Raw genomic sequence first — 20,665 nt, 5'->3', positions numbered from 1 at the left:
GGATCAGCGACGGCGGTCGCGGCGCGAGCTCATCGGCTGGAAGGCAACCCCGACATGCGCCTCGCAATAGGGTTTGCCGGGCTGGCTCGGCAGGCCGCAAAACCAGAACTTGTCGGTTGCGGGGTCGCCGATCGGCCATTTGCAGGTCCGCTCGGTCAGCTCCATCAGCGACAGTTTGCGGGCCTTCTTCTCGACTTCGCGCACCGATGCCAGCGCCTCGGGGCTGATCTCGTTGGCCGAGGGCTGCGGCGGCAAGGGCTGGCCCGCCGGAACGATGGGACGGCGCGGCGAAGGGGTGAAGGCGGGCTGCGGCGCCTCCTCTTTCGGGGTGGCGGCAGGCTCGGGTTTGGCAGCAGCCGGTTCTGGCGCGGGCTCAGGCTTGGCCGCCGCCGGCTTTTTCTCGGGCCTTTTCTCGGCCGCCGGGGCAGGGGCGGGCTTGACCTCGGCCTCGTCATTGCGGTTCGACAGGCCAAGGCGATGCACCTTGCCGATCACGGCATTGCGGGTCACCCCGCCCAATTCCTTGGCGATGGCACTGGCCGACTGGCCTTCGGCCCACATGCGCTTCAGTGTCTCGACACGTTCATCCGTCCAGGACATGGTTGCCTTTCCGGGCGGACTCATCTGCCGCCCCATCTTGAAACCCGCGATTGACCCCGTCACAAACGGGATGCCGAGATTTAGCCTTCACGCGACGGGAATTCAAGGACAGCAGCATGAGCGGAATGATGTCAGAAAAGCAAACCGCCATGGGCGTGCGCAGATTCGGCCGGGTAAACTGGTTGGGGCTGCGCACGCTGGCGACCCGCGAGGTGATGAGATTCGTGGCGGTGTGGCAGCAGACGGTCTTTGCGCCGCTGATGACGGCGGGGCTGTTTGTACTGGTTTTCGCCCTCGCCCTTGGCCGCGGCCGGAGCGAGGTGATGGGGTTGCCCTACCTGCAATTCCTGGGTCCGGGCATCCTGATGATGACGGTGATCCAGAACGCCTTCGCCAATACCTCATCGTCGATCACCGGGGCCAAGGTGCAGGGCAATATCATCGATACGCTGATGCCGCCCCTGTCGGCGGGCGAGCTGCTGGCCGGTTACCTTGCTGGTTCAGTCGCGCGGGCCGGGCTTGTCGCCGTTGTGATCGGGACGGGCATGATGCTGGTGACCGGAGCGGGAATCACACATCCCCTCTGGGCGGTGACTTTCGTGCTGCTGGCGGCCCTGCTGTTGGGAGGGCTTGGTATCCTGGCCGGGATCATGGCGCAGAAATTCGACCAGATGGCGGCGATCACCAATTTCGTCATCACCCCGCTATCCTTCCTGTCGGGCACCTTCTATTCGGTCGAGGCGCTGCCCGAGCCCTTCCGCAGCTTGTCGCATTGGAACCCGATCTTCTACCTGATCGACGGGGCGCGCTATGGCGTGACCGGCGTCAGCGATGCGTCGCCATTGCGGGGGCTGCTGATCTGCCTGCTGGTGGTGGTGGCGGTGTTGTATCTGTGCTGGCGCTGGCTGAAATCGGGCTATCGGATGAAACCGTGATTGCAAGACCGGCAAAAGCACGCTATTGGCGTTGCCATGATCGCATGGACCGCCAGTTTTGCTCGCTCCCGACGTTGACGCTTCGTCACCGTCCGATCACTCCTGCCCTTCCTAAAATCTGTCATGCCATCCGGGGAATCCGCCATGATTTCGCATGTTCTGCCGACCTATAACCGTGCCCCCCTTGCGTTCGAGCGGGGGGAAGGAGCTTGGGCTATCGCCACGGACGGGACCCGATATCTTGATCTTGGCGCCGGGATCGCGGTGAATGTGCTGGGTCACGCCAATCCCGACCTGGTGGCCGCGCTGACCGAACAGGCGGGACGGATCTGGCATGTTTCGAATCTCTACCAGATCCCGGAACAGGAAAAGCTGGCCGGTCTGCTGGTTGAGAAAACCTTTGCCGACACGGTCTTCTTCACCAATTCCGGCACCGAGGCGGCGGAACTGGCGATCAAGATGGTGCGCAAGTTCTGGAGCGATGAGGGCGATCCCGAGCGCATCGAGATCCTGACCTTCGACGGCGCCTTCCACGGCCGCTCGACCGGGGCCATCGCGGCGGCCGGATCGGAAAAGATGGTCAAGGGTTTCGGCCCGCTCATGCCCGGTTTCCGACAATTTCCCTGGGGCGATATCGAGGTGCTGAAAGCCGCCATCACCGACCGCACCGCCGCGGTGATGCTGGAACCGATCCAGGGAGAGGGCGGCATCCGCCCGCTGGACGATGCGGAACTGCGCGAGATCAGGCAGCTTTGCGACCGGACCGGCACCCTGCTGGTCCTGGACGAGGTGCAATGCGGCATGGGCCGGACTGGACGGCTCTTCGCACATGAATATTCGGGGATCACGCCCGATATCATGATGGTCGCCAAGGGCATCGGCGGAGGGTTCCCCTTGGGTGCGGTTCTGGCGACCGAAAAAGCGGCGGCGGGGATGGTCGCGGGCACGCATGGTTCGACCTATGGCGGCAATCCACTGGCCTGCGCGGTCGGCGCTCGGGTGATGGAGATTGTCGCCGATGATGCCTTCCTCGCCGAGGTGAACCGCAAGGCCGCCCTGTTCCGGCAAAAGCTGGAAGGACTGGTCGCCGCGCATCCCGACCTGTTCGAATCCGTGCGCGGACAGGGATTGATGCTGGGCCTGAAATGCAAATCCGCGCCTGCCGATCTGGTCAAGGCGGGCTATGACCAGCATATCCTGACTGTGCCCGCCGGTGACAACACGCTGCGCCTGCTGCCGCCGCTTAACATCTCGGAGGAGGAAATCGCCGAAGCCGTGGCAAGGCTCGACAAGGCGGCGGAAAGTCTCGATGCCTGATTATGGCTTCAGGCCGGTGCGTCGTGACGACCTGCCGATGCTGGCCGAATGGTTGCGCGATCCGCTGGTCGCCGAATGGTGGACGACTCCCGATCACCAGCTGGCACTGGTGACCGAGGATCTGGATAATCCCGCGATGCGGCAACTGATTGCGCTGCACGGTGAAACCCCCATCGGCTATGCCCAGCATAGTCCGGCGCATGAGTGGAAAGCCCCGCATTTCCACGACCTTCCAAAAGATGCCATCGCCATCGATGTCTTTACCGCGCCTGAAGGACAGGGCCATGGCGGCGCATGGCTGCGCGCGCTCGGAGATCTGCTGCTGCGCGAGGTCTCGCTTCTGGTCATCGATCCTTCCCCGGAAAATCTCCGCGCCATCCGCGCCTATGAAAAGGCCGGCTTCGCGGGCGATACCATCCGTCTCGATTCCGAGGGGCAGCCCGCCAGGATCATGACCCGCCTCCGATGACACCCCTTCTTCTTCATGCCTTCTTCTTCATGAAAATATCCCGGGGGGGCCGCCGGAACGGCGGCGGGGGCAGCGCCCCCTTGACCCCGCTGCCACAAGCGGGCTTGTTGGCCCAAATCGCTGAAAGACATCCAGATGAAACATTTTCTAGACATCCACGCGACTTCCAAGGACGAACTCCGCTCGATCATCGATCAGGCCCATGCCATGAAGACAGCCCGCAACGGGCGGCCCAAGGGTACGCCGGATGACGAATTGCCGCTGGCGGGACGCATGGTCGCGCTGATCTTCGAGAAGCCCTCGACCCGTACGCGCGTCAGCTTCGATGTCGGCGTGCGGCAGATGGGCGGGCAGACCATGGTGCTGTCGGGCTCGGAAATGCAGCTTGGCCATGGCGAGACCATCGCCGACACGGCGCGGGTGCTGTCGCGCTATGTCGATCTGATCATGATCCGCACCTTTGAAGAGGCGACCTTGCAGGAGATGGCCGAATATGCGGATGTGCCGGTCATCAACGGGCTGACCAACCGCACCCATCCCTGCCAGATCATGGCCGATGTGATGACATTCGAGGAACATCGCGGCCCGATCCGGGGCCGCAAAGTGGTCTGGGTGGGCGATGGCAACAATGTCTGCGCCAGCGTCATCCATGCCGCCGGGCAATTCGGCTTCGACTTCACCTTCACCGGCCCTCCGCCCTTGGACCCCGAGGGCGGGGCGCTCGAATTCGCGCGGAAACAAGGGGTTGGCGTCACGATCGAGCGCGATCCGCAGAAGGCGGTCGAGGGCGCCGACCTGGTCTTTGCCGATACATGGGTCAGCATGCACGATCCTCAATCCGCCAGGGAGCGTCGCCACAACCAGCTTCGCGGCTACCAGGTGAACGAAGAGCTGATGGCGGGTGCCAAGCCCGATGCGCTGTTCATGCATTGCCTGCCCGCTCATCGCGAGGACGAGGTGACCAGCGCCGTCATGGACGGTCCTCATTCGGTGATCTGGGACGAGGCCGAGAACCGGCTGCATGCGCAGAAGGCGGTGATGCGGCACTGTCTCGGACTGTAAACCGGAGCCAAATAAACGGCCGCAACGGGAGCGTGCGTTGCGCGGTGCAACACCTGCCCGCGCGACGCGATTCCAGCCAGCAAATGCTGGGTTTTAACCTGCACAGCGCGTACACAACCCGTACACAGCCTGTACACAGGGCGTACACAGACAACGCGCGCTGCGATAGGGTTTGGGAAAGACTGGGCTGTCTGAGGAGGCGAACATGACCGTCAAACGCATCGTTTCCAACATTGCCGCAGATTCCGTCGAGGAGTTGCGCAAGTTCTATTCTGACCTGTTCGATCTGGATGTCGTCATGGATCATGGCTGGATCGTGACCCTGGCGTCGGGCGAGACGGCGCTGACCCAGGTCAGCATTGCCAGCGAGGGCGGCTCTGGCACAGCGGTCCCTGATCTTTCGATCGAGGTCGACAACGTTGATGCAGTTTACAGGCGCGCCAAGGACCTGGGCCATCGCATAGAATACGATCTGACGGACGAGCCATGGGGTGTTCGTCGCTTTTATCTGCTGGATCCGACCGGGAAGCTGATCAATATCCTCTCTCACGGCACCGGGTAAACTTGCTTCGGTCGCGCGATCCAAGGCGCCTTCAGGCCGGGCGCGGCACCGGCCAGGGCAAGGAACTCGAATACGCCATCTCCGTCACAAATCCTTCACGCGATATTTGCGGTCATGTTACATCGCGCCCCTAACTCTCTGGCGAGCGGCCCGCTTTGCGGGCCTGTTTTCCGTCAGCCAGGAGAGCGCCATGAGCGATCGCGAGCCTTCCCGTCATGTGTTCCGGACCAGCCAGCTTGAAGAAGCCGACGGTCCCGGCCTGAACCCCACCAATAACCGCACCATGGGCGAGATCATCGCCGCCCGTTTCTCGCGCCGCGGATTCCTGCGCGGCTCGATGGCGGCGACGGCGATCTCGGCCACGGTCAGCCCGATGGCGCTGCTGGCCGCCGATGATGCCCATGCGCAGGGCGCGGTCGAGGGTTCTGTCTTCAACTTCCCCGAGGTCAAGGCGGGGGTCGATGCCGATCACCATGTCGCCGAGGGCTATGACGCCGATGTGCTGCTGCGTTGGGGTGACAAGGTCTTTGCCGATGCACCGGATTTCGACCCGGCGAACCAGTCCGAGGCCGCGCAGGAACGCCAGTTCGGCTATAACAACGATTTCGTCGGATTCATCCCGCTGGAGGGGGCCGACGATCACGGGCTCTTGGTGGTCAATCACGAATATACCAACGAGCACCTGATGTTCCCCGGCATCGTGACCGTCCGCGATGGCGAGATCACCGTGAGCGAGGCGACCGAGGATCGCGTGAATATCGAGATGGCCGCGCATGGCGGTACGGTCATCGAGATCCGCAAGGAAGGTGGCAAATGGCAGCCGATTCTGGATGGCAAGCTGAACCGCCGGATCACCGCCAAGACCCCGATGACCATCAGCGGCCCCGCCGCCGGTCATGCCCGCCTGCAGACCAAGGCCGATCCGACCGGGACAGAGGTCCTGGGCACGATCAACAATTGCGCCGGGGGTGTGACGCCCTGGGGCACCTACATCATGGCCGAGGAAAACTTCCACGGCTATTTCACCGGCACCCTTCCCGAAGGCCATGGCGAGACGCAGAATTACCAGCGTTTCGGTGTGCCGGGCGGAAGCTATGACTGGGGCAAATACCACGATCGCTTCGACCTCTCGAAGGATCCGAACGAACCGAACCGCTTTGGCTGGGTCGTCGAGGTTGACGTGAATGACCCGAACTCCAAGCCGAAAAAGCGCACCGCGCTTGGCCGCTTCAAGCATGAAGGCGCGGAAAGCGCCTTGGCCAAGGATGGCCGTGTCGTCTTCTACCTCGGCGATGACGAGCGTTTCGACTATGCCTATAAATTCGTGACTTCGGGGACATACAATCCCGATGACCGCGCCGCGAATATGGATCTGCTGGATGAAGGCACGCTTTATGTCGCCCGTTTCCACGAAGATGGCTCGGTCGAATGGCTGCCGCTGGTGCATGGCGAGGGCCCGCTGACTGCCGAGAACGGTTTCGAGTCCCAGGCCGATGTGCTGATCGAAACCCGCCGCGCTGCCGATCTGCTGGAAGCGACGCCGATGGATCGCCCCGAGGATATCCAGCCGGATTCCGAGACGGGCCGCGCCTATGTCATGCTGACCAACAATACCAGGCGCGAAGAGGCCAATGCCGCCAATCCGCGCGTCGAGAACGCCTTCGGCCATATCATCGAGATCACCGAGGATGGTGGAGACCTCGCCGCGACCAAGGGCACATGGGAAATCCTGGTGCAATGCGGCGACCCTGCGATTGCCGATGTCGGCGCGACCTTCTCGACCGCGACCAGCGAGGACGGCTGGTTCGGCATGCCGGACAATTGCGCCATCGACAGCGACGGGCGGCTATGGGTCTCGACCGATGGCAATTCGGTGTCCAAGACCGGGCGTACCGATGGGCTGTGGGCGATGGATACTGAAGGCGCGGCCCGCGGAACTTCGCGGCTGTTCTATCGCGTGCCGGTTGGGGCCGAGATGTGCGGACCTTGTCCGACGCCGGACTTGACCACCTTTTTCTTGGCGGTGCAGCATCCGGCCGACGGTGGCGAGGATTGGGAAGAGTTCGGACGTCCGTCCTATTACGAAGATCTGTCGACCCGCTGGCCGGATTTCGACGATGCGATGCCGGTGCGCCCCTCGGTGGTGGCGATCACCAAGCAGGGCGGCGGGAAGATCGGCGCCTGAGCCGCATCCGGTTCATTCGTCACGTTGGAAACAAGCGAGGCCCGCGCAACGTCGCGGGCCTCGTGGTTCAAGGGGAGGGGACTCGGCTTGACCAGGTTCCGCAGCCCAATGCCCCTTCTTCTTCATGTAAATATCCCCGGGGGGTGCCGGGGGGCAGGCAGCCCCCCGGTCGTCGCGGGACGCAATAGGGACCGTCAGCCGATGGCCGCCGCACGGACCTCGTCATCGATACCGGGCAGATACTGCGCGAAATTGTCGCTGAACATCTGCACCAGTTTCCGGGCCTGTTCGTCATATGCTTCCGGGTCGTCCCAGGTCTTGCGCGGATCGAGCAGGACATCCGAGACATTCGGCACGCTGACCGGAACCTCGAAGCCGAAATTCGGATCGCGACGGAACTCGACACCGTTCAGGCTGCCATCCAGAGCAGCGGCCAGCAGGGCGCGGGTCGCCTGGATCGGCATGCGCGAGCCGGTGCCGAAGGCGCCGCCGGTCCAGCCGGTATTGACCAGCCAGCAGCTTGAACCGTGCTTGGCGATCTTTTCCTGCAGCAGCTTGCCGTAAACCTCGGGGCGGCGCGGCATGAAGGGGGCGCCGAAGCAGGTGGAGAAGGTCGGGATAGGTTCTTTCACGCCAACCTCGGTGCCCGGCGTCTTCGAGGTGAAGCCCGAAAGGAAATGATACATCGCCTGCGCCGGGGTCAGCCGGGAGATGGGGGGCAGCACGCCGAAGGCATCGCAGGTCAGCATGATGATGTTCTTCGGATGCCCGCCAAGACTGGTTTTCGAGGCATTCGAGATCGCGTCGAGCGGATAGGCGCAGCGCATGTTGTCGGTGATCGAGTTGTCCTCGAAATCCAGCTCCAGGCTGTCCTCGTCATAAACCATGTTCTCGATCACGGTGCCGAAGCGCGAGGTGGTGGCGTAGATCTCGGGTTCGGCCTTGGGCGACAGGCTGATGGTCTTGGCATAGCAGCCGCCCTCGAAATTGAAGATGCCGCGATCGGACCAGCCATGTTCGTCATCGCCGATCAGCACCCGCGACGGATCGGCCGAGAGAGTCGTCTTGCCGGTGCCCGAAAGGCCGAAGAAAACGGCGCTGTCATCGGGATTGCCCGGGGCGTGGTTGGCGCTGCAATGCATGGCCATGATGTTCTTGGTCGGCAGGAAGTAGTTGAGCAGCGTGAAGACGGATTTCTTGTTCTCGCCCGCATAGGCCGAATTGCCGATCAGGATCAGCTTCTTCTCGAAATTCAGCGCGATCACCGTTTCGCTGCGGCAGCCATGACGCTCGGGATCGGCCTTGAAGCTGGGGCAGTTGATGATGGTGAATTCGGGAGTGAAACCGGCCAGTTCGTCGGCTTCGGGACGGCGTAGCATGTGGCGGATGAACAGGCCGTGCCAAGCCAGTTCGTTCACGACCCGGACATCCAGCCGTTCCTCGGGATCGGCGCCGCCGAAGAGATCCTGCACGAAATAGTCGCGCCCCTTCATATGGTCCAGCATGTCGGCATGTAGCCGGTCGAAGGCTTCGGGTGTCATCGGCTTGTTGTTTTCCCACCAGATCGAATCCTCGACGGCGGGGGTGCGGACGACGAACTTGTCCTTGGGTGAACGGCCAGTATGCGCGCCAGTCGTGACGAGAAAGGTGCCGCCAAGGCCGATCTTGCCCTCGTCGCGGGCGACGGCCTCGGTCATCAGGGCAGGTTCCAGCAGGTTGTAATAAACCCGGCCGAGTCCCTCGATTCCCTGATCCTCCAACCGGCAATTCGGGTTTACGCGCGTGGTCATGTGATGTTGCTCCTGACTTACTGGGCGCCTGCAAGGAAATGTGACGCAGTAATTCGGGCCTATAGCACAGGGTTCCCATGAAAAAAGAAGCTAGCGATCCCAGTTAGCGCAAACTTTAAATGTTAACGCCATCATATGGCTTGCAGAGTGGTTAAAGCTGGAAAAGCTGGCAAGCTCGCCGATGATCGGAGGCAATGTGATTCGGACCGAGCAGCTACATGGAACCGCGGTCGCGCTGGACGGCAGGGGGCTTTTGATCCTCGGCCCGTCCGGTTCGGGGAAATCCACACTCGCGATGCAGCTCATGGCCGTAGGGGCCGCGCTGGTGAGTGACGATCGGACCGATCTGCACAGGGAGGGGGACAGGATCATCGCCGAGGCCCCCGCTACGCTGTCCGGCCGGATCGAGGCGCGAGGGGTGGGAATCCTGCACGCCACGGCCGCGGGGCCGGTGGCGTTGTCGCTTGTGGTGGACCTGGGGCAGAGCGAGGATATGCGTCTGCCGCTTCCCAGGTACTACGATTTGTTGGGAACCCGGCTGCCACTTGCACTGGGCCCCTATCGGTCGCATCTTTATGCCGCATTGCGGCAGTGTTTGCTGGCGGGACGCGCCGAATAGCAACGAGCGGAAGGAGACTGGATCGCATGGCCGAAAACCGGATGGTTCGCGAGGGTGACCGAAACGATCTCGACCCGACGGCGATGCAGCGCGTTGTCCTGGTGACGGGGCCGTCAGGTGCAGGACGTTCGACGGCTATCAATGTTCTGGAAGACCTGGGTTTCGAGGCGATCGACAACTTGCCCCTGTCGCTGGTTCCGCGCCTCTTGGACGGGCCGTCGCGTCCGGGTCCGCTGGCCCTGGGGCTGGATGTGCGCAACCGGGATTTCTCGGCGACGAACGTGATCGAGTTGATCGACCGCCTGACCCGCGATCCGCATTATGCGCCCGAGGTGCTGTATCTCGACTGTGCGCCGGACACCTTGCTGCGCCGCTATAACGAGACGCGGCGCAGGCATCCGCTGGCCCCTGACGGATCGCCGCTGATGGGGGTCACGAGCGAAATCGATCTTCTGGCACCGATCAAGGGGCGGGCGGATGTGCTGGTCGATACGACCGAATTGTCGCCGCATGATCTCAAGGCCGAACTTGCACGGTGGTTCGACACGCGCCCCGACCGGCGGCTGAGCGTTTCGGTTCATTCCTTTTCCTACAAGCGGGGCGTGCCGCGTGGTCTGGACCTGATGTTCGATTGCCGCTTTCTGGCTAACCCGCATTGGGAGGCGGGGCTACGTGAACTGAACGGAACGCAGGCCGAGGTCCAGGACTTCGTCTGTGCCGATTCGCGCTACGAGGAATTCTTCTCTCGGATACGCGATCTGATTCTCTTTTTGCTCCCGGCGCATATCGAGGAAGGCAAGACTCACCTCGCAATTGGCTTCGGGTGTACCGGAGGGCAACACCGTTCGGTTACTTTGGTTGAAAAAATGGCAGTAGCGCTTGCAGATGCGGCATGGCCGGTGTCAATAAGGCACAGGGAACTCGAACGCCGCATGACGGTGCCCTCGGCTATTGGCGATAACATGCCTGTCAGCAAGGCAGGTCAGGTGCCCAGTAACCCGGGGAACGCGTCGTGATGCATGGCTTTAGTACTGGTGGAACGCGTTGATCGGAATTGTCATCGTCGCACATGGTGGACTTGCACGGGAATATCTGTCCGCGGTCGAGCATGTGGTGGGGCCGCAAAGCGGCATCGCCGCGGTTTCGATCGAGGATGATCACGACCGGGCGGTAAAGACGGCCGAGATCCAGGCCGCCGCGAATGCCGTCGATCATGGCGATGGTGTGATCGTGGTGACGGATCTGTTCGGTGGCTCGCCCTCGAACCTGTCTGTGCCTGCTTGCGCGATGCGAAATCGTACGATCCTTTACGGCGCCAATCTGCCTATGCTGGTCAAACTGGCCAAGTCGCGGCATTTGCCTGTGCCCGACGCGGTGACTTTCGCCAAGGAGGCGGGCCGTAAATATATCAACTCCTACAACGTCCCGATCGAGGCCTTGCTCAACACGGGAACCCATGCAAGATGAGTTCTTCCGTTACCCGTGACCTGTCCATCATCAACGTCAAGGGTCTGCATGCGCGGGCCAGTGCGAAATTCGTCGATGTGGTCGAGCGTTTCGATGCGCAGGCCACGGTGGAAAAGGACGGGATGAGCGTATCGGGTGATTCGATCATGGGGCTCTTGATGTTGACCGCTCCGCGCGGCAGCGAGATCACCGTGACGACAATCGGACCCGATGCGGCGGCGCTGGCCGATGCACTTGAGGAACTGGTGGCCGATTATTTCGGCGAAGGCATGTAGGGCGGCAGTGAATTGGCTGACCGCAAGAGCTATCATCACGGAAATCTGCGGCAAGCGCTGGTCGAGGCGACTGCCGCGCTGATCGAGGAACTGGGCTCGCAGGCCTTCACCATGTCCGAGGCGGCGCGCCGGGCGGGGGTATCGCCTGCCGCACCTTATCGGCATTTCAAGGGGCGCGATGATCTGATCGAAGAGGTCGCGCGTCTAGGTTTCCTGGAATTCACCGAACGGCTGGACATGGCCTTTGACGATGGTCATCCCCGAACCCTGACCGCGTTCCTGCGGATGGGGCAGGCTTACCTGGATTTCGCGCGGGAACGGCCCGGTTATTACATGGCGATGTTCGAGTCCGGGATCTCGATTGCCGGGAACGCTGAATTGTCGCAGGCATCCGAGAAGGCGCAAGGCGTGTTGCTGCGCGCGGCAGAGGCCTTGGCCAGCCGCTTGCCCGAGAGCCAGCGCCCGCCTGCCCGGATGGTCGCCAATCATGTCTGGGCGATGAGCCATGGCGTGGTCGAATTGTTCTCAAGGGGCAGGCCCGGCAGGCGGGCTCCGGTCGAACCGGCAGAGATGCTGGAAAGCGGTGTAATCATCTATCTGCGTGGGTTGGGGCTGATCCCCGACGATTGATCGGTTCAAATGCTTTGCCATTATAGGCCAAGCCTTGTGTTGAGGCCGTCAAAAACCGTGGTGGAAAATGATGCGTGATATCCTGATGACATCGCTTGTGATCAGCTTCTGTGCTGCGACAGCTTTTGCTAAGGAAGCTTCGGACTGTTTTGGCCGAACCTATGATCTTGCGCATTTGAAGGCGAATCCAGAACAGAATGCTCGTGATATCAGGGCCAAACTGACGACCATTGAAGAGACCGGGGTTAGCGCCATCCATATGCGTATCCTGTTCCGTGACGATCCACGGGAATTTACGGCATATCCGGCTTGCTACATGGAGGATGGAAGCTGCGGAATCGATTGCGACGGAGGTCACGTCAAGCCGGAACTGATGGAAGATGGGCGTCTTCGCCTGACGACCGGTCATTTGCGCGCGGAAACATTCGAAACCTTGCCGGGAGACGATGACGAGGGCGGATGTGCCGGACCGGTGACCCGCAATATTGCCGACGGCCCCGGATACAGCGATGGCATGGACAAGCCGACGGTCTTTATTCTCTACCCGCGTGACAGCCGCGAATGTGGCTGGGAAGATGGCGACGGTTGAGGGATTGCTCTCCGAATTTGAGTTCAGGCAAAAAATCCGTAGAACCTCTTGACCTGCATATCACGACCCCTATCTATGTAAATGTGATTTACATTAACATGGAAGGATCACGGAAATGCACAGTGCCTCGCACAGCTTGCCCAACTATCAAATGCCGCGAAATGCGGGTCCGGGGCCTATCGGACGGGCGCGCGACTGGCTGGACGAACGCGGCAAGGCCGCATGGCTCATCGCCATGATTCTGGGCTTTGTCGTCTTCTGGCCCATCGGCCTCGCCCTTCTCGCCTATATGATCTGGAGTAAACGTATGTTCGGATGCAACAAGCGCAGTCACGGTTCCCGTTATCACGCGGTGCCGACCGGAAATTCGGCTTTTGACACCTATCGCGATGAAACGCTGAAGCGACTGGAGGACGAACACAGCGAGTTCATGAGCTTCCTGCAGAAACTGCGTGAAGCCAAGGACAAGGCAGAGTTCGACCAGTTCATGGAGCAGCGCGACACCAAGGCCGATCACTGATCGTGCAAGATGAAAGGGGCCGGGAGAACCGGCCCCTTCGCTTATTCACCGCGCGGAAACCTCTGGTTCTCTTCCAGAACGTTCAGGTCCATGTGGTTGCGCATGTAACGCTCGGAGGCCTGCATGAGCGGTTGGTAATCCCACGGGTAGTAGGAACCGTTCCGCAACGCCTCGTAGACGATCCAGCGCCGGGCCTGTGATTGCCGCACCTCGGCATCATATGCCGCCAGATCCCAACGCTGATGTGCCATCTCCCGCAAGCGAGCCAGTATATCCGCATGGCCGGGATCGACGGCCAGATTTTGCCGCTCGTCCGGATCGGCCTCCAGATCGAACAGCATCTCGGGATCGGCGTCACAGGCGATATATTTCCACCGCCCGTCACGGATCGCGACCAGTGGCGTGATACTGCCTTCCGCCGCGTATTCCATCGGGACCGGTCCGCGATCCGCACCGCCATCGGCCAGGGATTCACCATCGGTCCATGGCGCAATCTCGTCCATCGGCAGGTCTGCAAGATCGCAGAGTGTTGGCAGGACATCGATGGTGCTGACTGGTCGATCGACCCGCCCCGGCGCCATCGAGGGGGCCGAGATCATCAGCGGCACCCGCGCCGAGCCTTCGTAGAAGCTCATCTTGAACCACAAGCCGCGCTCGCCCAGCATATCGCCGTGATCGGATACGAACAGGATGATCGCTTCCTGCCCGGTCGTTTCCAACACGTCGAGGACTTCGCCGATCTTGTCGTCGATATAGCTGATATTGGCGAAATAGCCCTGCCGCGCCCGGCGGATGTGATCCTCGGTGATGTCGAAGGCCCGCCAGTCCGATGCATCCATCAGCCGCTGCGAATGCGGATCCTGGTCCTCGTAGGCGACGGCCTCGGGCGGAGACAACTCGGGCGCGTCCTCGTACAGGTCCCAGTACTTGCGCCGCGCGACATAGGGATCATGCGGATGGGTGAAGCTGACCGTCAGGCACCAGGGGCGTTCATCGGCCCCGCGAGCGAGATCATAGAGCTTGCGGCAGGCGTTATAGGCAACCTCGTCGTCATATTCGAGCTGGTTGCTGATTTCGCCCACACCCGCCCCGGTGACCGAGCCGAGATTGTGATACCACCAGTCGATCCGTTCGCCCGGCTTGCGGTAATCCGGCGTCCAGCCGAAATCGGCGGGATAGATGTCGGTCGTCAGCCGCTCCTCGAAACCGTGCATCTGGTCCGGGCCGACGAAATGCATCTTGCCCGACAGGCAGGTCTGATAGCCCGCGCGGCGCAGGTGATGCGCATAGGTCGGGATGTCCGAGGCGAACTCGGCGGCATTGTCATAGACCTGCGTTCGACGGGGCAATTGACCCGACATGAAGCTTGCGCGGCCGGGCGCACAAAGCGGGCTGCCAGTATAGGCATTGGCAAAGCGTGTCGAACGCTCCGCCAGTTTCTTCAGATTCGGGGTGTGCAGGAAAGAGGCGGGGCCATCGGGGAACAATACCCCTGACAGCTGATCCGCCATCAGGATCAGGATATTCGGTTTCACTCTGCCTCCGCTGCCATCAATGCGTCTTCCGCCGGTTCACCGTCCAGCGTGGTAACGCCGTCGAGCCATGGTTCGACCGCATCGGGGTTCGCTGCGATCCATTCCTTCGCCGCGTCCTTTGCGTCCATGCCGTCATCGAGGATCTTGCCCATCAGGACATTCTCCATGCCGATGTCGAAGGTCAGCTGGCTGAACAGCTTCGCGGCATTGGGGCAGGTGGCAGCCCATTCCTTGCGCGCCAGCGTATGCACGGTCGCGCCACCGAAATCCGGACCGAACTGTTCGTCGCCGCCCGACAGATAGGTGATGTCGATCGCTTCGTTCATCGGATGCGGAGCCCATGCCAGGAAGACCGTGGGTGTGCCTGCATCCTCGTTCCGGCTTACTTGCGCGAGCATGGCCTGCTCGCCGCTTTCGACGAGGTCCCAGTCTCCGAGCCCGAATTCATCCGACTCGATCATCGCCTGGATCGATTGGTTCGCGGGGGCACCCGGCTCGATACCGTAGATCTTGCCCTCGAAAGCGTCCTTCTGGGCATCGAGATCAGCGAAATCGGCCACGCCCGCATCGGCGCCGGCCTTGTTCACGGCAAGGGTGAATTTTGCGCCTTCGAGGTTCTGGACCAGTTCCTCGATATCGCCGGTCGCGTCTAGGTCGTCGCGGAATTTCTGCTGCGCGGGCATCCAGTTGCCCAGGAAGACATCGGTCTGGCCGTTCTTCAGCGCCTCGTAGCCCACCGGGACGGACAGCGTGGCAATGTCGGGCGTATAGCCAAGCGCCGAGAGGACAACGGCGGCGACGCCATTCGTGGCGGTGATATCGGTCCAGCCCGGATCGGATAGATGCACCGTGCCGCATGTCGCGGGGTCATCGGCCATCGCAGGTATCGCCGCGCCGACCGTCAGGATCAGCGCGGCGCTCATGCGTTTCAGAATCGGCATTGGTTTTCTCCCGTCGGTTTTTGATTGACTGTCCAATCAATGACAGATTCCCGACAAGATTTCATCCAAAAAGTTAACGTGTCGGAACCGGGGTTTCTCCGCGGTAATCATAGAAGCCGCGACCCGTCTTGCGACCAAGCCAGCCAGCCTCGACATATTTGGTCAAAAGCGGGCAGGGGCGGTATTTCGTGTCCGCCAACCCATCATGCAGCACGTTCATGATCGCAAGGCAGGTATCGAGCCCGATGAAATCCGCCAGTTCCAGCGGTCCCATCGGATGATTGGCGCCCAGTTTCAGAGATTCGTCGATCGATTTGACGTTGCCCACGCCTTCATACAGCGTATAGACCGCCTCGTTGATCATCGGCATCAGGATTCGGTTCACGATGAAGGCCGGGAAATCCTCGGCCGAGGCGGCGGTCTTGCCCAGTTTCCTGACGACCTCGTGCAGCGCCTTGTAGGTTGCCTCGTCCGTTGCGATGCCGCGAATCAGCTCGACCAGTTGCATCACCGGGACCGGGTTCATGAAGTGGAATCCCATGAATTTCTCGGGCCGGTCGGTGCGGCTGGCCAGCCGGGTGATCGAGATCGACGAGGTGTTCGATGTCAGGATCGTGTCGGGTTTCAGATGCGGCACCAGATCCTCGAAGATCGCCTGCTTGACCGTCTCGCGCTCGGTCGCGGCCTCGATCACCAGGTCGGTCTGGCCAAGATCGGTGAGGGTCAGCGTCGTCGAGATCCGGCCCATCGCGGTCTTCTTGTCCTCGGCGCTGATCTTTTCGCGGCTGACTTGGCGCTCCAGGTTGCGGTCGATCAGCGCGACGGCCTTGTCCAGGGCGTCCTGACTGATGTCATTGAGCAGCACCTCGAAGCCCGCCAGCGCAAAGACATGGGCGATGCCGTTGCCCATCTGACCTGCTCCGATCACGCCTACCTTTTCAATCGCCATGTCCGCCTCTCTTGTTTGATCGCCGCGACGATAGGGTGGCCGATCCGGTGTCGCAATGCAAAACCGCCCCCGATTGGTCGGAGGCGGTCGTGGTCAAAGAAGGGAGGGGCGCTGCCCCCGCCCAGCCCGGGAGGGCTGGCCTCCCCCGAGGTATTTTCACAAAGAAGAAGCGATCAGAGCTTTTCCGTCAGTTCCGGGACGACGTTAAAGAGGTCGCCAACCAGACCGTAATCGGCGATCTGGAAGATCGGCGCCTCTTCGTCCTTGTTGATCGCCACGATGACCTTGGAGTCCTTCATCCCGGCCAGGTGCTGGATCGCACCGGAGATGCCGACAGCCACGTAGAGTTCAGGCGCGACAACCTTGCCGGTCTGGCCGACCTGCCAGTCATTCGGCGCGTAGCCCGAATCGACAGCGGCGCGCGAGGCGCCCACGGCGGCGCCCAGCTTGTCGGCCAAAGCCTCGATGATGGCGAAATCGTCCTTGGAGCCGACGCCGCGGCCGCCCGAGACCACGCGGCCAGCCGAAGTCAGTTCCGGACGGTCGCTTTCGGCGAACTCGTCGGCAACCCATTTCGACAGGCCCGGATCATCCGCCAGAGTGGCGTCCTCGACAGGTGCCGGGCCGCCTTCGCCTGCCGCGTCAAAGCTCGCGGTGCGGACGGTCAGCACCTTCTTGGCATCCTTCGATTTTACCGTCTGGATCGCGTTGCCGGCATAGACCGGGCGCTCGAACGTATCCGCATCGATCACGGCCGAAACATCCGAGATCACCATCGCATCCAGCAGCGCCGCAACGCGCGGCATGATGTTCTTGGCGTCGGTGGTGGCCGGTGCGACGATATGATCGTAATCGCCCGCCAAGCTGACCAGCAGCGCTGCCGTCGGTTCGGCCAGACGATGGCCGTAGCGGTCATCCTCGGCGACCAGTACCTTGGCGACGCCGTCGATTTTAGCGGCTTCCTGCGCGGCATCCTTGGCCGCCGATCCGGCACAGAGCACCGTCACATCGCCGAGCGATTTCACAGCGCCCACGGCTTTCGAGGTAGCGTCGCGGTTCAATTCACCGCCGGTCACTTCTCCCAATAGCAGAACAGCCATTACACAACCCCCGCTTCTTTCAGTTTCGATACCAGTTCATCGACCGATTCGACCTTGATCCCGGCCTTGCGGCCCTCGGGCTCGCCGGTCGAGACGATCTCGAGGCGTGGGGTCACATCGACGCCGTAATCCGCCGCCGTCTTTTCATCGAGCGGTTTCTTCTTGGCCTTCATGATGTTGGGCAGCGAAGCATAGCGCGGCTCGTTCAGGCGCAGGTCGGCCGTCACGATGGCAGGCAGCTTGACTTCGATGGTCTGCAACCCGCCATCGACTTCACGGGTGACCTTGGCGGCTTCGCCCTCGATTTCGATCTTCGAGGCGAAGGTGGCCTGGCTCCAGCCCAACAGCGCCGAGAGCATCTGCCCGGTGGCGTTCATGTCGTTGTCGATGGCCTGCTTGCCGGCGATGACCAGCCTGGGGCTTTCCTCGTCGATCACGGCCTTGAGGATCTTGGCAACCGCCAGCGGCTCGATATCCTGGTGAACGTCATCGGCGGCAACCACCAGGATGGCGCGATCTGCGCCCATGGCGAGCGCGGTGCGCAGCGTCTCGGCCGCCTGTTTCACGCCGATGGACACGGCGACGACCTCTTCGGCCACACCCTTTTCCTTCAGGCGGATCGCCTCTTCCACGGCGATCTCGTCGAACGGGTTCATCGACATCTTAACATTCGCAAGATCGACACCCGATCCGTCCGCCTTCACGCGGGCTTTCACGTTGTAGTCGATTACGCGCTTGACCGGCACGAGAACCTTCATCGGCCTCTCTCCCTTAGTTTGCGTCATCTGTCGGGGGGCAGTGTTATCGACAGATTCTGCGGATTTACAGTATAAAAACGCCATCCGACGCGACGTTTGCGGCTGTCATCCGCTAACGGCTGGCCCCGGGGACCCACAGCACATCCTCGGTGCCGCCCCCATTCGCCTGACGGGCGGCCACGAAGAGCCAATCCGACAAGCGGTTGAGATAGCGTACCGCCGCCTGATTGACGTCGCCGTTCCGGGCCAGTTCGGTCGCGCAACGCTCGGCCCGGCGGGCCACGGTGCGCGACAGGTGCAGATGCGAGGCCAGCACCGAGCCGCCCGGCAGGATGAAACTGCGCAACGGTTGCAGATCGGCGTTCATCTCATCGATTTCCTGTTCCAGCCGTTCCACTTGCGATTGAATGATTCGCAGAACCGGATAACCCGCCTGATCGTCCGCCTCCATGTTCGGGCGGGCCAGGTCGGCGCCCAGGTCGAACAGATCGTTCTGGATGACCGACAGCCTTGCAGCCAGTTGGTCGGCGGCATGAAGGCGACACAATCCGAGCGTCGCATTCAACTCGTCCACGGTGCCATAGGCTTCGACGCGGGGATCGTGCTTGGCGACGCGGCTGCCATCGGAGAGCGCCGTGTCGCCCTTGTCGCCGGTGCGGGTATAGATCTTGTTCAGAACGACCATCAGGAGGACCTCATCCAGATAAACAACATGATCAGCGCGACGGCGATCGCCTGCGCGATGATCCGCCAGCGCATCAGCCGGTTGCCGTGCTTGCGATTGAACTCGCCGCCGCGGGCGAAGCCGCCGATCCCGGTTGCCAGAATGGCCAAGACCACCAGCCCCGCGAGGATGACGAGAAAGAAGAGGGGTTTGTCTTGCATGGGAACCGCCTTTCCCGCGCGAGCCTAGCTGCGGCGCGCGAACCAGTCCAGTGCGCGGGTCGGTAAAAGCCTGCGGCCGATCCCGGAAATCCAGGTCGGTGTTGTGACATAATAGCGTGGGGCGGGATTGGCCGCTGTCAGTGCCTGCAGGATTCGGTCGCTGACGGCCGAAGCGGGTAGTTCGAAACGATCCTTGCCGCTTGGTTCGTAGAGCCGTTTCAGTAGGTTGGCGCGATATTGATCCGCCCTTGCGCTATCCTGCCAGTTCACCCATCGCTCGAAATGCGGGATGGCGTTTTCGCGAATCCGGCTGGTGACCGGGCCGGGCTCGATCAGAACGACCTGAACGCCGGTTCCCCGCATTTCCAGTCGCAGCACATCCGTCAGCCCTTCCAGCGCGAACTTGGTTGCGACGTAGGGGCCGCGCCATGGGATGCCGACCAATCCGAGGACCGAACTGATATTCACGATCCGTCCGCCATTTTCTCGGAAATGCGGGATGAGCCGGACGGTCAGGTCATGGGTGCCGAAAAGGTTGGCCTCGAAAATTGCGCGCAAGGCACCGCGCGGCATGTCCTCGACCGCGCCGGGCAGGGCGAAAGCGGCATTGTTGACCAGCGCGTTCAGAGGGCCATCCGCCAATACCCGGTCCGCCAGTTCCGCGACGCTGTCGGGATCGGCAAGTTCCAGGTGATGGCATTGCATCCCCTCGGACCGGCGGGCGGCGATATCCTCGTCCTTGCGGCAGGTGGCGATGACCTGCCAGCCCTCGGCCTGCATCCGCCGCGCTGCATCCAGCCCGATACCAGAGGAGCAGCCAGTGATGAGAACCCGTCTTGCCATCCCGTTACGGGGCATCGGGGGACAGGAACTGTCCCGACATGTAGCCGATGCGCCCATCCATATCGCGGATATGCACCCAGTCACCGTCGTTCGGCCCCAGGGCCTCGACTGCCGCGCCACCATTCAGTGCGCCGATCACCCGGTCACCGGTAGACGGCCCCGAGCGGAAATTCACCCGTGAGCCGGTGATGTAGAGGATCGGCCCTTCCGCATCCGCGGGTGGCGCGGCCTGATCCGGGGTTTCGCCTGCATATTCAGGCGATGGGCGCAACTCCGGGCCGGGGAACTTCTGCACGCGTTCAGGGGTTTGCGCGGCCGCCTGAACAAGATCGGCGGGAGGTGCGCCATCCGCGCCGTTCGATTCGGGTGCTTTGGAAAGGTCGGGCAAGAGGTCCGTTGCGATTCCGCTCTCTTGCGATGCGGCCTGTTCGGTTTCGCTCGGCTGATTTTCTGTACGCAGGTTGCCCGTGCCGTAAACCGACAGCCCGATGAGAATCACCGCCAGTGTCGTTACCAATAAAAAAAACAATCGTATCATTCCGCTGCCATAATTCCTTGTTGGCCCGTAACGGCTTCGTTACCTTATTCGCGCTCCCAACGCCAATATCCGGCAGGATGTTCCCGGTATGAATTT

The 20,665-nt window shown here is 61.8% G+C and carries 24 protein-coding genes; 13 read left to right on the top strand and 11 right to left on the bottom strand.

What is annotated here, in order from left to right:
- Nucleotides 1–3 precede the first annotated feature (3 nt).
- Nucleotides 4–600 (bottom strand): GcrA family cell cycle regulator, encoded by a 597-nt coding sequence (locus tag JHX88_RS18815; protein WP_076527345.1) that lies wholly within the window; start codon nt 598–600, stop codon nt 4–6.
- Between the two features lie 116 nt (nt 601–716).
- Here JHX88_RS18815 and JHX88_RS18810 point away from each other — a divergent pair, with 116 nt between their 5' ends.
- The 6 genes from JHX88_RS18810 to JHX88_RS18785 all read left to right on the top strand — a co-directional run bounded on the left by JHX88_RS18810 (nt 717) and on the right by JHX88_RS18785 (nt 7,130).
- Nucleotides 717–1,535 carry an ABC transporter permease gene (locus JHX88_RS18810; protein WP_076527346.1) on the top strand — a complete coding sequence of 273 codons (819 nt, stop codon included), beginning with the start codon at nt 717–719 and terminating at the stop codon, nt 1,533–1,535.
- Nucleotides 1,536–1,679: 144 nt separating this feature from the next.
- Nucleotides 1,680–2,852, top strand: a complete 1,173-nt coding sequence (locus JHX88_RS18805; RefSeq protein ID WP_076527347.1) for an aspartate aminotransferase family protein — start codon at nt 1,680–1,682, stop codon at nt 2,850–2,852.
- A complete protein-coding gene (locus tag JHX88_RS18800; protein ID WP_076527348.1) occupies nt 2,845–3,321 on the top strand; it encodes a GNAT family N-acetyltransferase in 477 nt (158 codons plus the stop codon). The genes JHX88_RS18805 and JHX88_RS18800 overlap by 8 nt, the downstream gene beginning before the upstream one ends.
- Before the next feature lie 135 nt (nt 3,322–3,456).
- On the top strand, nt 3,457–4,383 hold the full coding sequence (gene argF, locus JHX88_RS18795) for an ornithine carbamoyltransferase (RefSeq protein ID WP_076527349.1): 927 nt from the start codon (nt 3,457–3,459) through the stop codon (nt 4,381–4,383).
- 205 nt (nt 4,384–4,588) lie between these two features.
- A complete protein-coding gene (locus JHX88_RS18790; protein WP_076527350.1) occupies nt 4,589–4,945 on the top strand; it encodes a VOC family protein in 357 nt (118 codons plus the stop codon).
- 190 nt (nt 4,946–5,135) lie between these two features.
- Nucleotides 5,136–7,130: a PhoX family protein gene (locus JHX88_RS18785; RefSeq protein ID WP_076527351.1), complete on the top strand. Its 1,995-nt coding sequence runs from the start codon at nt 5,136–5,138 to the stop codon at nt 7,128–7,130.
- 194 nt (nt 7,131–7,324) lie between these two features.
- On the opposite strand, the gene JHX88_RS18780 is transcribed toward JHX88_RS18785, so the two are convergent.
- Nucleotides 7,325–8,920: a phosphoenolpyruvate carboxykinase gene (locus JHX88_RS18780; RefSeq protein WP_076527352.1), complete on the bottom strand. Its 1,596-nt coding sequence runs from the start codon at nt 8,918–8,920 to the stop codon at nt 7,325–7,327.
- A 196-nt stretch (nt 8,921–9,116) separates the two neighbouring features.
- On the opposite strand from JHX88_RS18780, the gene JHX88_RS18775 reads away from it, so the two are divergent.
- The 7 genes from JHX88_RS18775 (at nt 9,117) to JHX88_RS18745 (ending at nt 13,020) form a co-directional block, all read left to right on the top strand.
- Nucleotides 9,117–9,539 carry an HPr kinase/phosphorylase gene (locus JHX88_RS18775; protein ID WP_272848106.1) on the top strand — a complete coding sequence of 141 codons (423 nt, stop codon included), beginning with the start codon at nt 9,117–9,119 and terminating at the stop codon, nt 9,537–9,539.
- 26 nt (nt 9,540–9,565) lie between these two features.
- Nucleotides 9,566–10,555, top strand: a complete 990-nt coding sequence (rapZ, locus tag JHX88_RS18770) for an RNase adapter RapZ (protein WP_419182350.1) — start codon at nt 9,566–9,568, stop codon at nt 10,553–10,555.
- A gap of 28 nt (nt 10,556–10,583) precedes the next feature.
- A complete protein-coding gene (locus tag JHX88_RS18765; RefSeq protein WP_076527354.1) occupies nt 10,584–11,006 on the top strand; it encodes a PTS sugar transporter subunit IIA in 423 nt (140 codons plus the stop codon).
- The gene (locus JHX88_RS18760) at nt 11,003–11,281 is read left to right on the top strand and encodes an HPr family phosphocarrier protein (protein WP_076527355.1); all 279 of its coding nucleotides are present in this window, start codon (nt 11,003–11,005) and stop codon (nt 11,279–11,281) included. Before JHX88_RS18765 ends, JHX88_RS18760 begins: the two co-directional genes overlap by 4 nt.
- A 12-nt stretch (nt 11,282–11,293) precedes the next feature.
- Complete coding sequence (locus tag JHX88_RS18755; RefSeq protein WP_076527356.1) at nt 11,294–11,911, top strand: TetR/AcrR family transcriptional regulator; 618 nt, start codon at nt 11,294–11,296, stop codon at nt 11,909–11,911.
- A gap of 85 nt (nt 11,912–11,996) precedes the next feature.
- Complete coding sequence (locus tag JHX88_RS18750) at nt 11,997–12,500, top strand: hypothetical protein (protein WP_141225890.1); 504 nt, start codon at nt 11,997–11,999, stop codon at nt 12,498–12,500.
- 115 nt (nt 12,501–12,615) lie between these two features.
- A complete protein-coding gene (locus JHX88_RS18745; RefSeq protein ID WP_084203239.1) occupies nt 12,616–13,020 on the top strand; it encodes a DUF2852 domain-containing protein in 405 nt (134 codons plus the stop codon).
- 41 nt (nt 13,021–13,061) lie between these two features.
- On the opposite strand, the gene betC is transcribed toward JHX88_RS18745, so the two are convergent.
- The 9 genes from betC to JHX88_RS18700 all read right to left on the bottom strand — a co-directional run bounded on the left by betC (nt 13,062) and on the right by JHX88_RS18700 (nt 20,560).
- Nucleotides 13,062–14,531 (bottom strand): choline-sulfatase, encoded by a 1,470-nt coding sequence (gene betC / locus JHX88_RS18740; RefSeq protein ID WP_076527384.1) that lies wholly within the window; start codon nt 14,529–14,531, stop codon nt 13,062–13,064.
- A gap of 20 nt (nt 14,532–14,551) precedes the next feature.
- The gene (gene choX, locus JHX88_RS18735; protein WP_076527358.1) at nt 14,552–15,496 is read right to left on the bottom strand and encodes a choline ABC transporter substrate-binding protein; all 945 of its coding nucleotides are present in this window, start codon (nt 15,494–15,496) and stop codon (nt 14,552–14,554) included.
- A gap of 73 nt (nt 15,497–15,569) precedes the next feature.
- On the bottom strand, nt 15,570–16,445 hold the full coding sequence (locus JHX88_RS18730) for a 3-hydroxybutyryl-CoA dehydrogenase (protein ID WP_076527359.1): 876 nt from the start codon (nt 16,443–16,445) through the stop codon (nt 15,570–15,572).
- A 173-nt stretch (nt 16,446–16,618) separates the two neighbouring features.
- Nucleotides 16,619–17,545, bottom strand: coding sequence for an electron transfer flavoprotein subunit alpha/FixB family protein (locus JHX88_RS18725; RefSeq protein ID WP_076527360.1), 927 nt, complete (start codon nt 17,543–17,545; stop codon nt 16,619–16,621).
- A complete protein-coding gene (locus JHX88_RS18720) occupies nt 17,545–18,303 on the bottom strand; it encodes an electron transfer flavoprotein subunit beta/FixA family protein (protein ID WP_076527361.1) in 759 nt (252 codons plus the stop codon). Before JHX88_RS18720 ends, JHX88_RS18725 begins: the two co-directional genes overlap by 1 nt.
- A gap of 112 nt (nt 18,304–18,415) precedes the next feature.
- On the bottom strand, nt 18,416–18,988 hold the full coding sequence (locus tag JHX88_RS18715) for a cob(I)yrinic acid a,c-diamide adenosyltransferase (RefSeq protein ID WP_076527362.1): 573 nt from the start codon (nt 18,986–18,988) through the stop codon (nt 18,416–18,418).
- A complete protein-coding gene (locus JHX88_RS18710) occupies nt 18,988–19,188 on the bottom strand; it encodes a twin transmembrane helix small protein (protein WP_076527363.1) in 201 nt (66 codons plus the stop codon). Before JHX88_RS18710 ends, JHX88_RS18715 begins: the two co-directional genes overlap by 1 nt.
- A gap of 24 nt (nt 19,189–19,212) precedes the next feature.
- Complete coding sequence (locus JHX88_RS18705) at nt 19,213–20,046, bottom strand: SDR family NAD(P)-dependent oxidoreductase (protein ID WP_272848105.1); 834 nt, start codon at nt 20,044–20,046, stop codon at nt 19,213–19,215.
- On the bottom strand, nt 20,036–20,560 hold the full coding sequence (locus tag JHX88_RS18700) for an SH3 domain-containing protein (protein WP_176011478.1): 525 nt from the start codon (nt 20,558–20,560) through the stop codon (nt 20,036–20,038). The genes JHX88_RS18705 and JHX88_RS18700 overlap by 11 nt, the downstream gene beginning before the upstream one ends.
- Nucleotides 20,561–20,665 lie beyond the last annotated feature (105 nt).

The sequence above is a fragment of the Paracoccus saliphilus genome (assembly GCF_028553805.1).
GTDB classification, from domain to species: domain Bacteria; phylum Pseudomonadota; class Alphaproteobacteria; order Rhodobacterales; family Rhodobacteraceae; genus Paracoccus; species Paracoccus saliphilus.
The sequence above is the reverse complement of the archived record's forward strand: the minus strand, read 5'-3'. Positions and strand labels throughout refer to the sequence as shown.

Excerpts from the sequence above, each read along its gene's own strand:
- JHX88_RS18745 (WP_084203239.1), top strand. The coding sequence starts at position 12,616 with ATGCACAGTGCCTCGCACAGCTTGCCCAACTATCAAATGCCGCGAAAT.
- JHX88_RS18730 (WP_076527359.1), bottom strand. The coding sequence starts at position 16,445 with ATGGCGATTGAAAAGGTAGGCGTGATCGGAGCAGGTCAGATGGGCAAC.
- rapZ (WP_419182350.1), top strand. The coding sequence starts at position 9,566 with ATGGCCGAAAACCGGATGGTTCGCGAGGGTGACCGAAACGATCTCGAC.
- JHX88_RS18815 (WP_076527345.1), bottom strand. The coding sequence starts at position 600 with ATGTCCTGGACGGATGAACGTGTCGAGACACTGAAGCGCATGTGGGCC.
- choX (WP_076527358.1), bottom strand. The coding sequence starts at position 15,496 with ATGCCGATTCTGAAACGCATGAGCGCCGCGCTGATCCTGACGGTCGGC.
- JHX88_RS18780 (WP_076527352.1), bottom strand. The coding sequence starts at position 8,920 with ATGACCACGCGCGTAAACCCGAATTGCCGGTTGGAGGATCAGGGAATC.
- JHX88_RS18785 (WP_076527351.1), top strand. The coding sequence starts at position 5,136 with ATGAGCGATCGCGAGCCTTCCCGTCATGTGTTCCGGACCAGCCAGCTT.
- JHX88_RS18725 (WP_076527360.1), bottom strand. The coding sequence starts at position 17,545 with ATGGCTGTTCTGCTATTGGGAGAAGTGACCGGCGGTGAATTGAACCGC.
- JHX88_RS18705 (WP_272848105.1), bottom strand. The coding sequence starts at position 20,046 with ATGCCCCGTAACGGGATGGCAAGACGGGTTCTCATCACTGGCTGCTCC.
- JHX88_RS18715 (WP_076527362.1), bottom strand. The coding sequence starts at position 18,988 with ATGGTCGTTCTGAACAAGATCTATACCCGCACCGGCGACAAGGGCGAC.
- JHX88_RS18805 (WP_076527347.1), top strand. The coding sequence starts at position 1,680 with ATGATTTCGCATGTTCTGCCGACCTATAACCGTGCCCCCCTTGCGTTC.
- JHX88_RS18790 (WP_076527350.1), top strand. The coding sequence starts at position 4,589 with ATGACCGTCAAACGCATCGTTTCCAACATTGCCGCAGATTCCGTCGAG.
- JHX88_RS18800 (WP_076527348.1), top strand. The coding sequence starts at position 2,845 with ATGCCTGATTATGGCTTCAGGCCGGTGCGTCGTGACGACCTGCCGATG.
- JHX88_RS18720 (WP_076527361.1), bottom strand. The coding sequence starts at position 18,303 with ATGAAGGTTCTCGTGCCGGTCAAGCGCGTAATCGACTACAACGTGAAA.
- JHX88_RS18810 (WP_076527346.1), top strand. The coding sequence starts at position 717 with ATGAGCGGAATGATGTCAGAAAAGCAAACCGCCATGGGCGTGCGCAGA.
- JHX88_RS18760 (WP_076527355.1), top strand. The coding sequence starts at position 11,003 with ATGAGTTCTTCCGTTACCCGTGACCTGTCCATCATCAACGTCAAGGGT.
- JHX88_RS18750 (WP_141225890.1), top strand. The coding sequence starts at position 11,997 with ATGACATCGCTTGTGATCAGCTTCTGTGCTGCGACAGCTTTTGCTAAG.
- betC (WP_076527384.1), bottom strand. The coding sequence starts at position 14,531 with ATGGCGGATCAGCTGTCAGGGGTATTGTTCCCCGATGGCCCCGCCTCT.
- JHX88_RS18710 (WP_076527363.1), bottom strand. The coding sequence starts at position 19,188 with ATGCAAGACAAACCCCTCTTCTTTCTCGTCATCCTCGCGGGGCTGGTG.
- argF (WP_076527349.1), top strand. The coding sequence starts at position 3,457 with ATGAAACATTTTCTAGACATCCACGCGACTTCCAAGGACGAACTCCGC.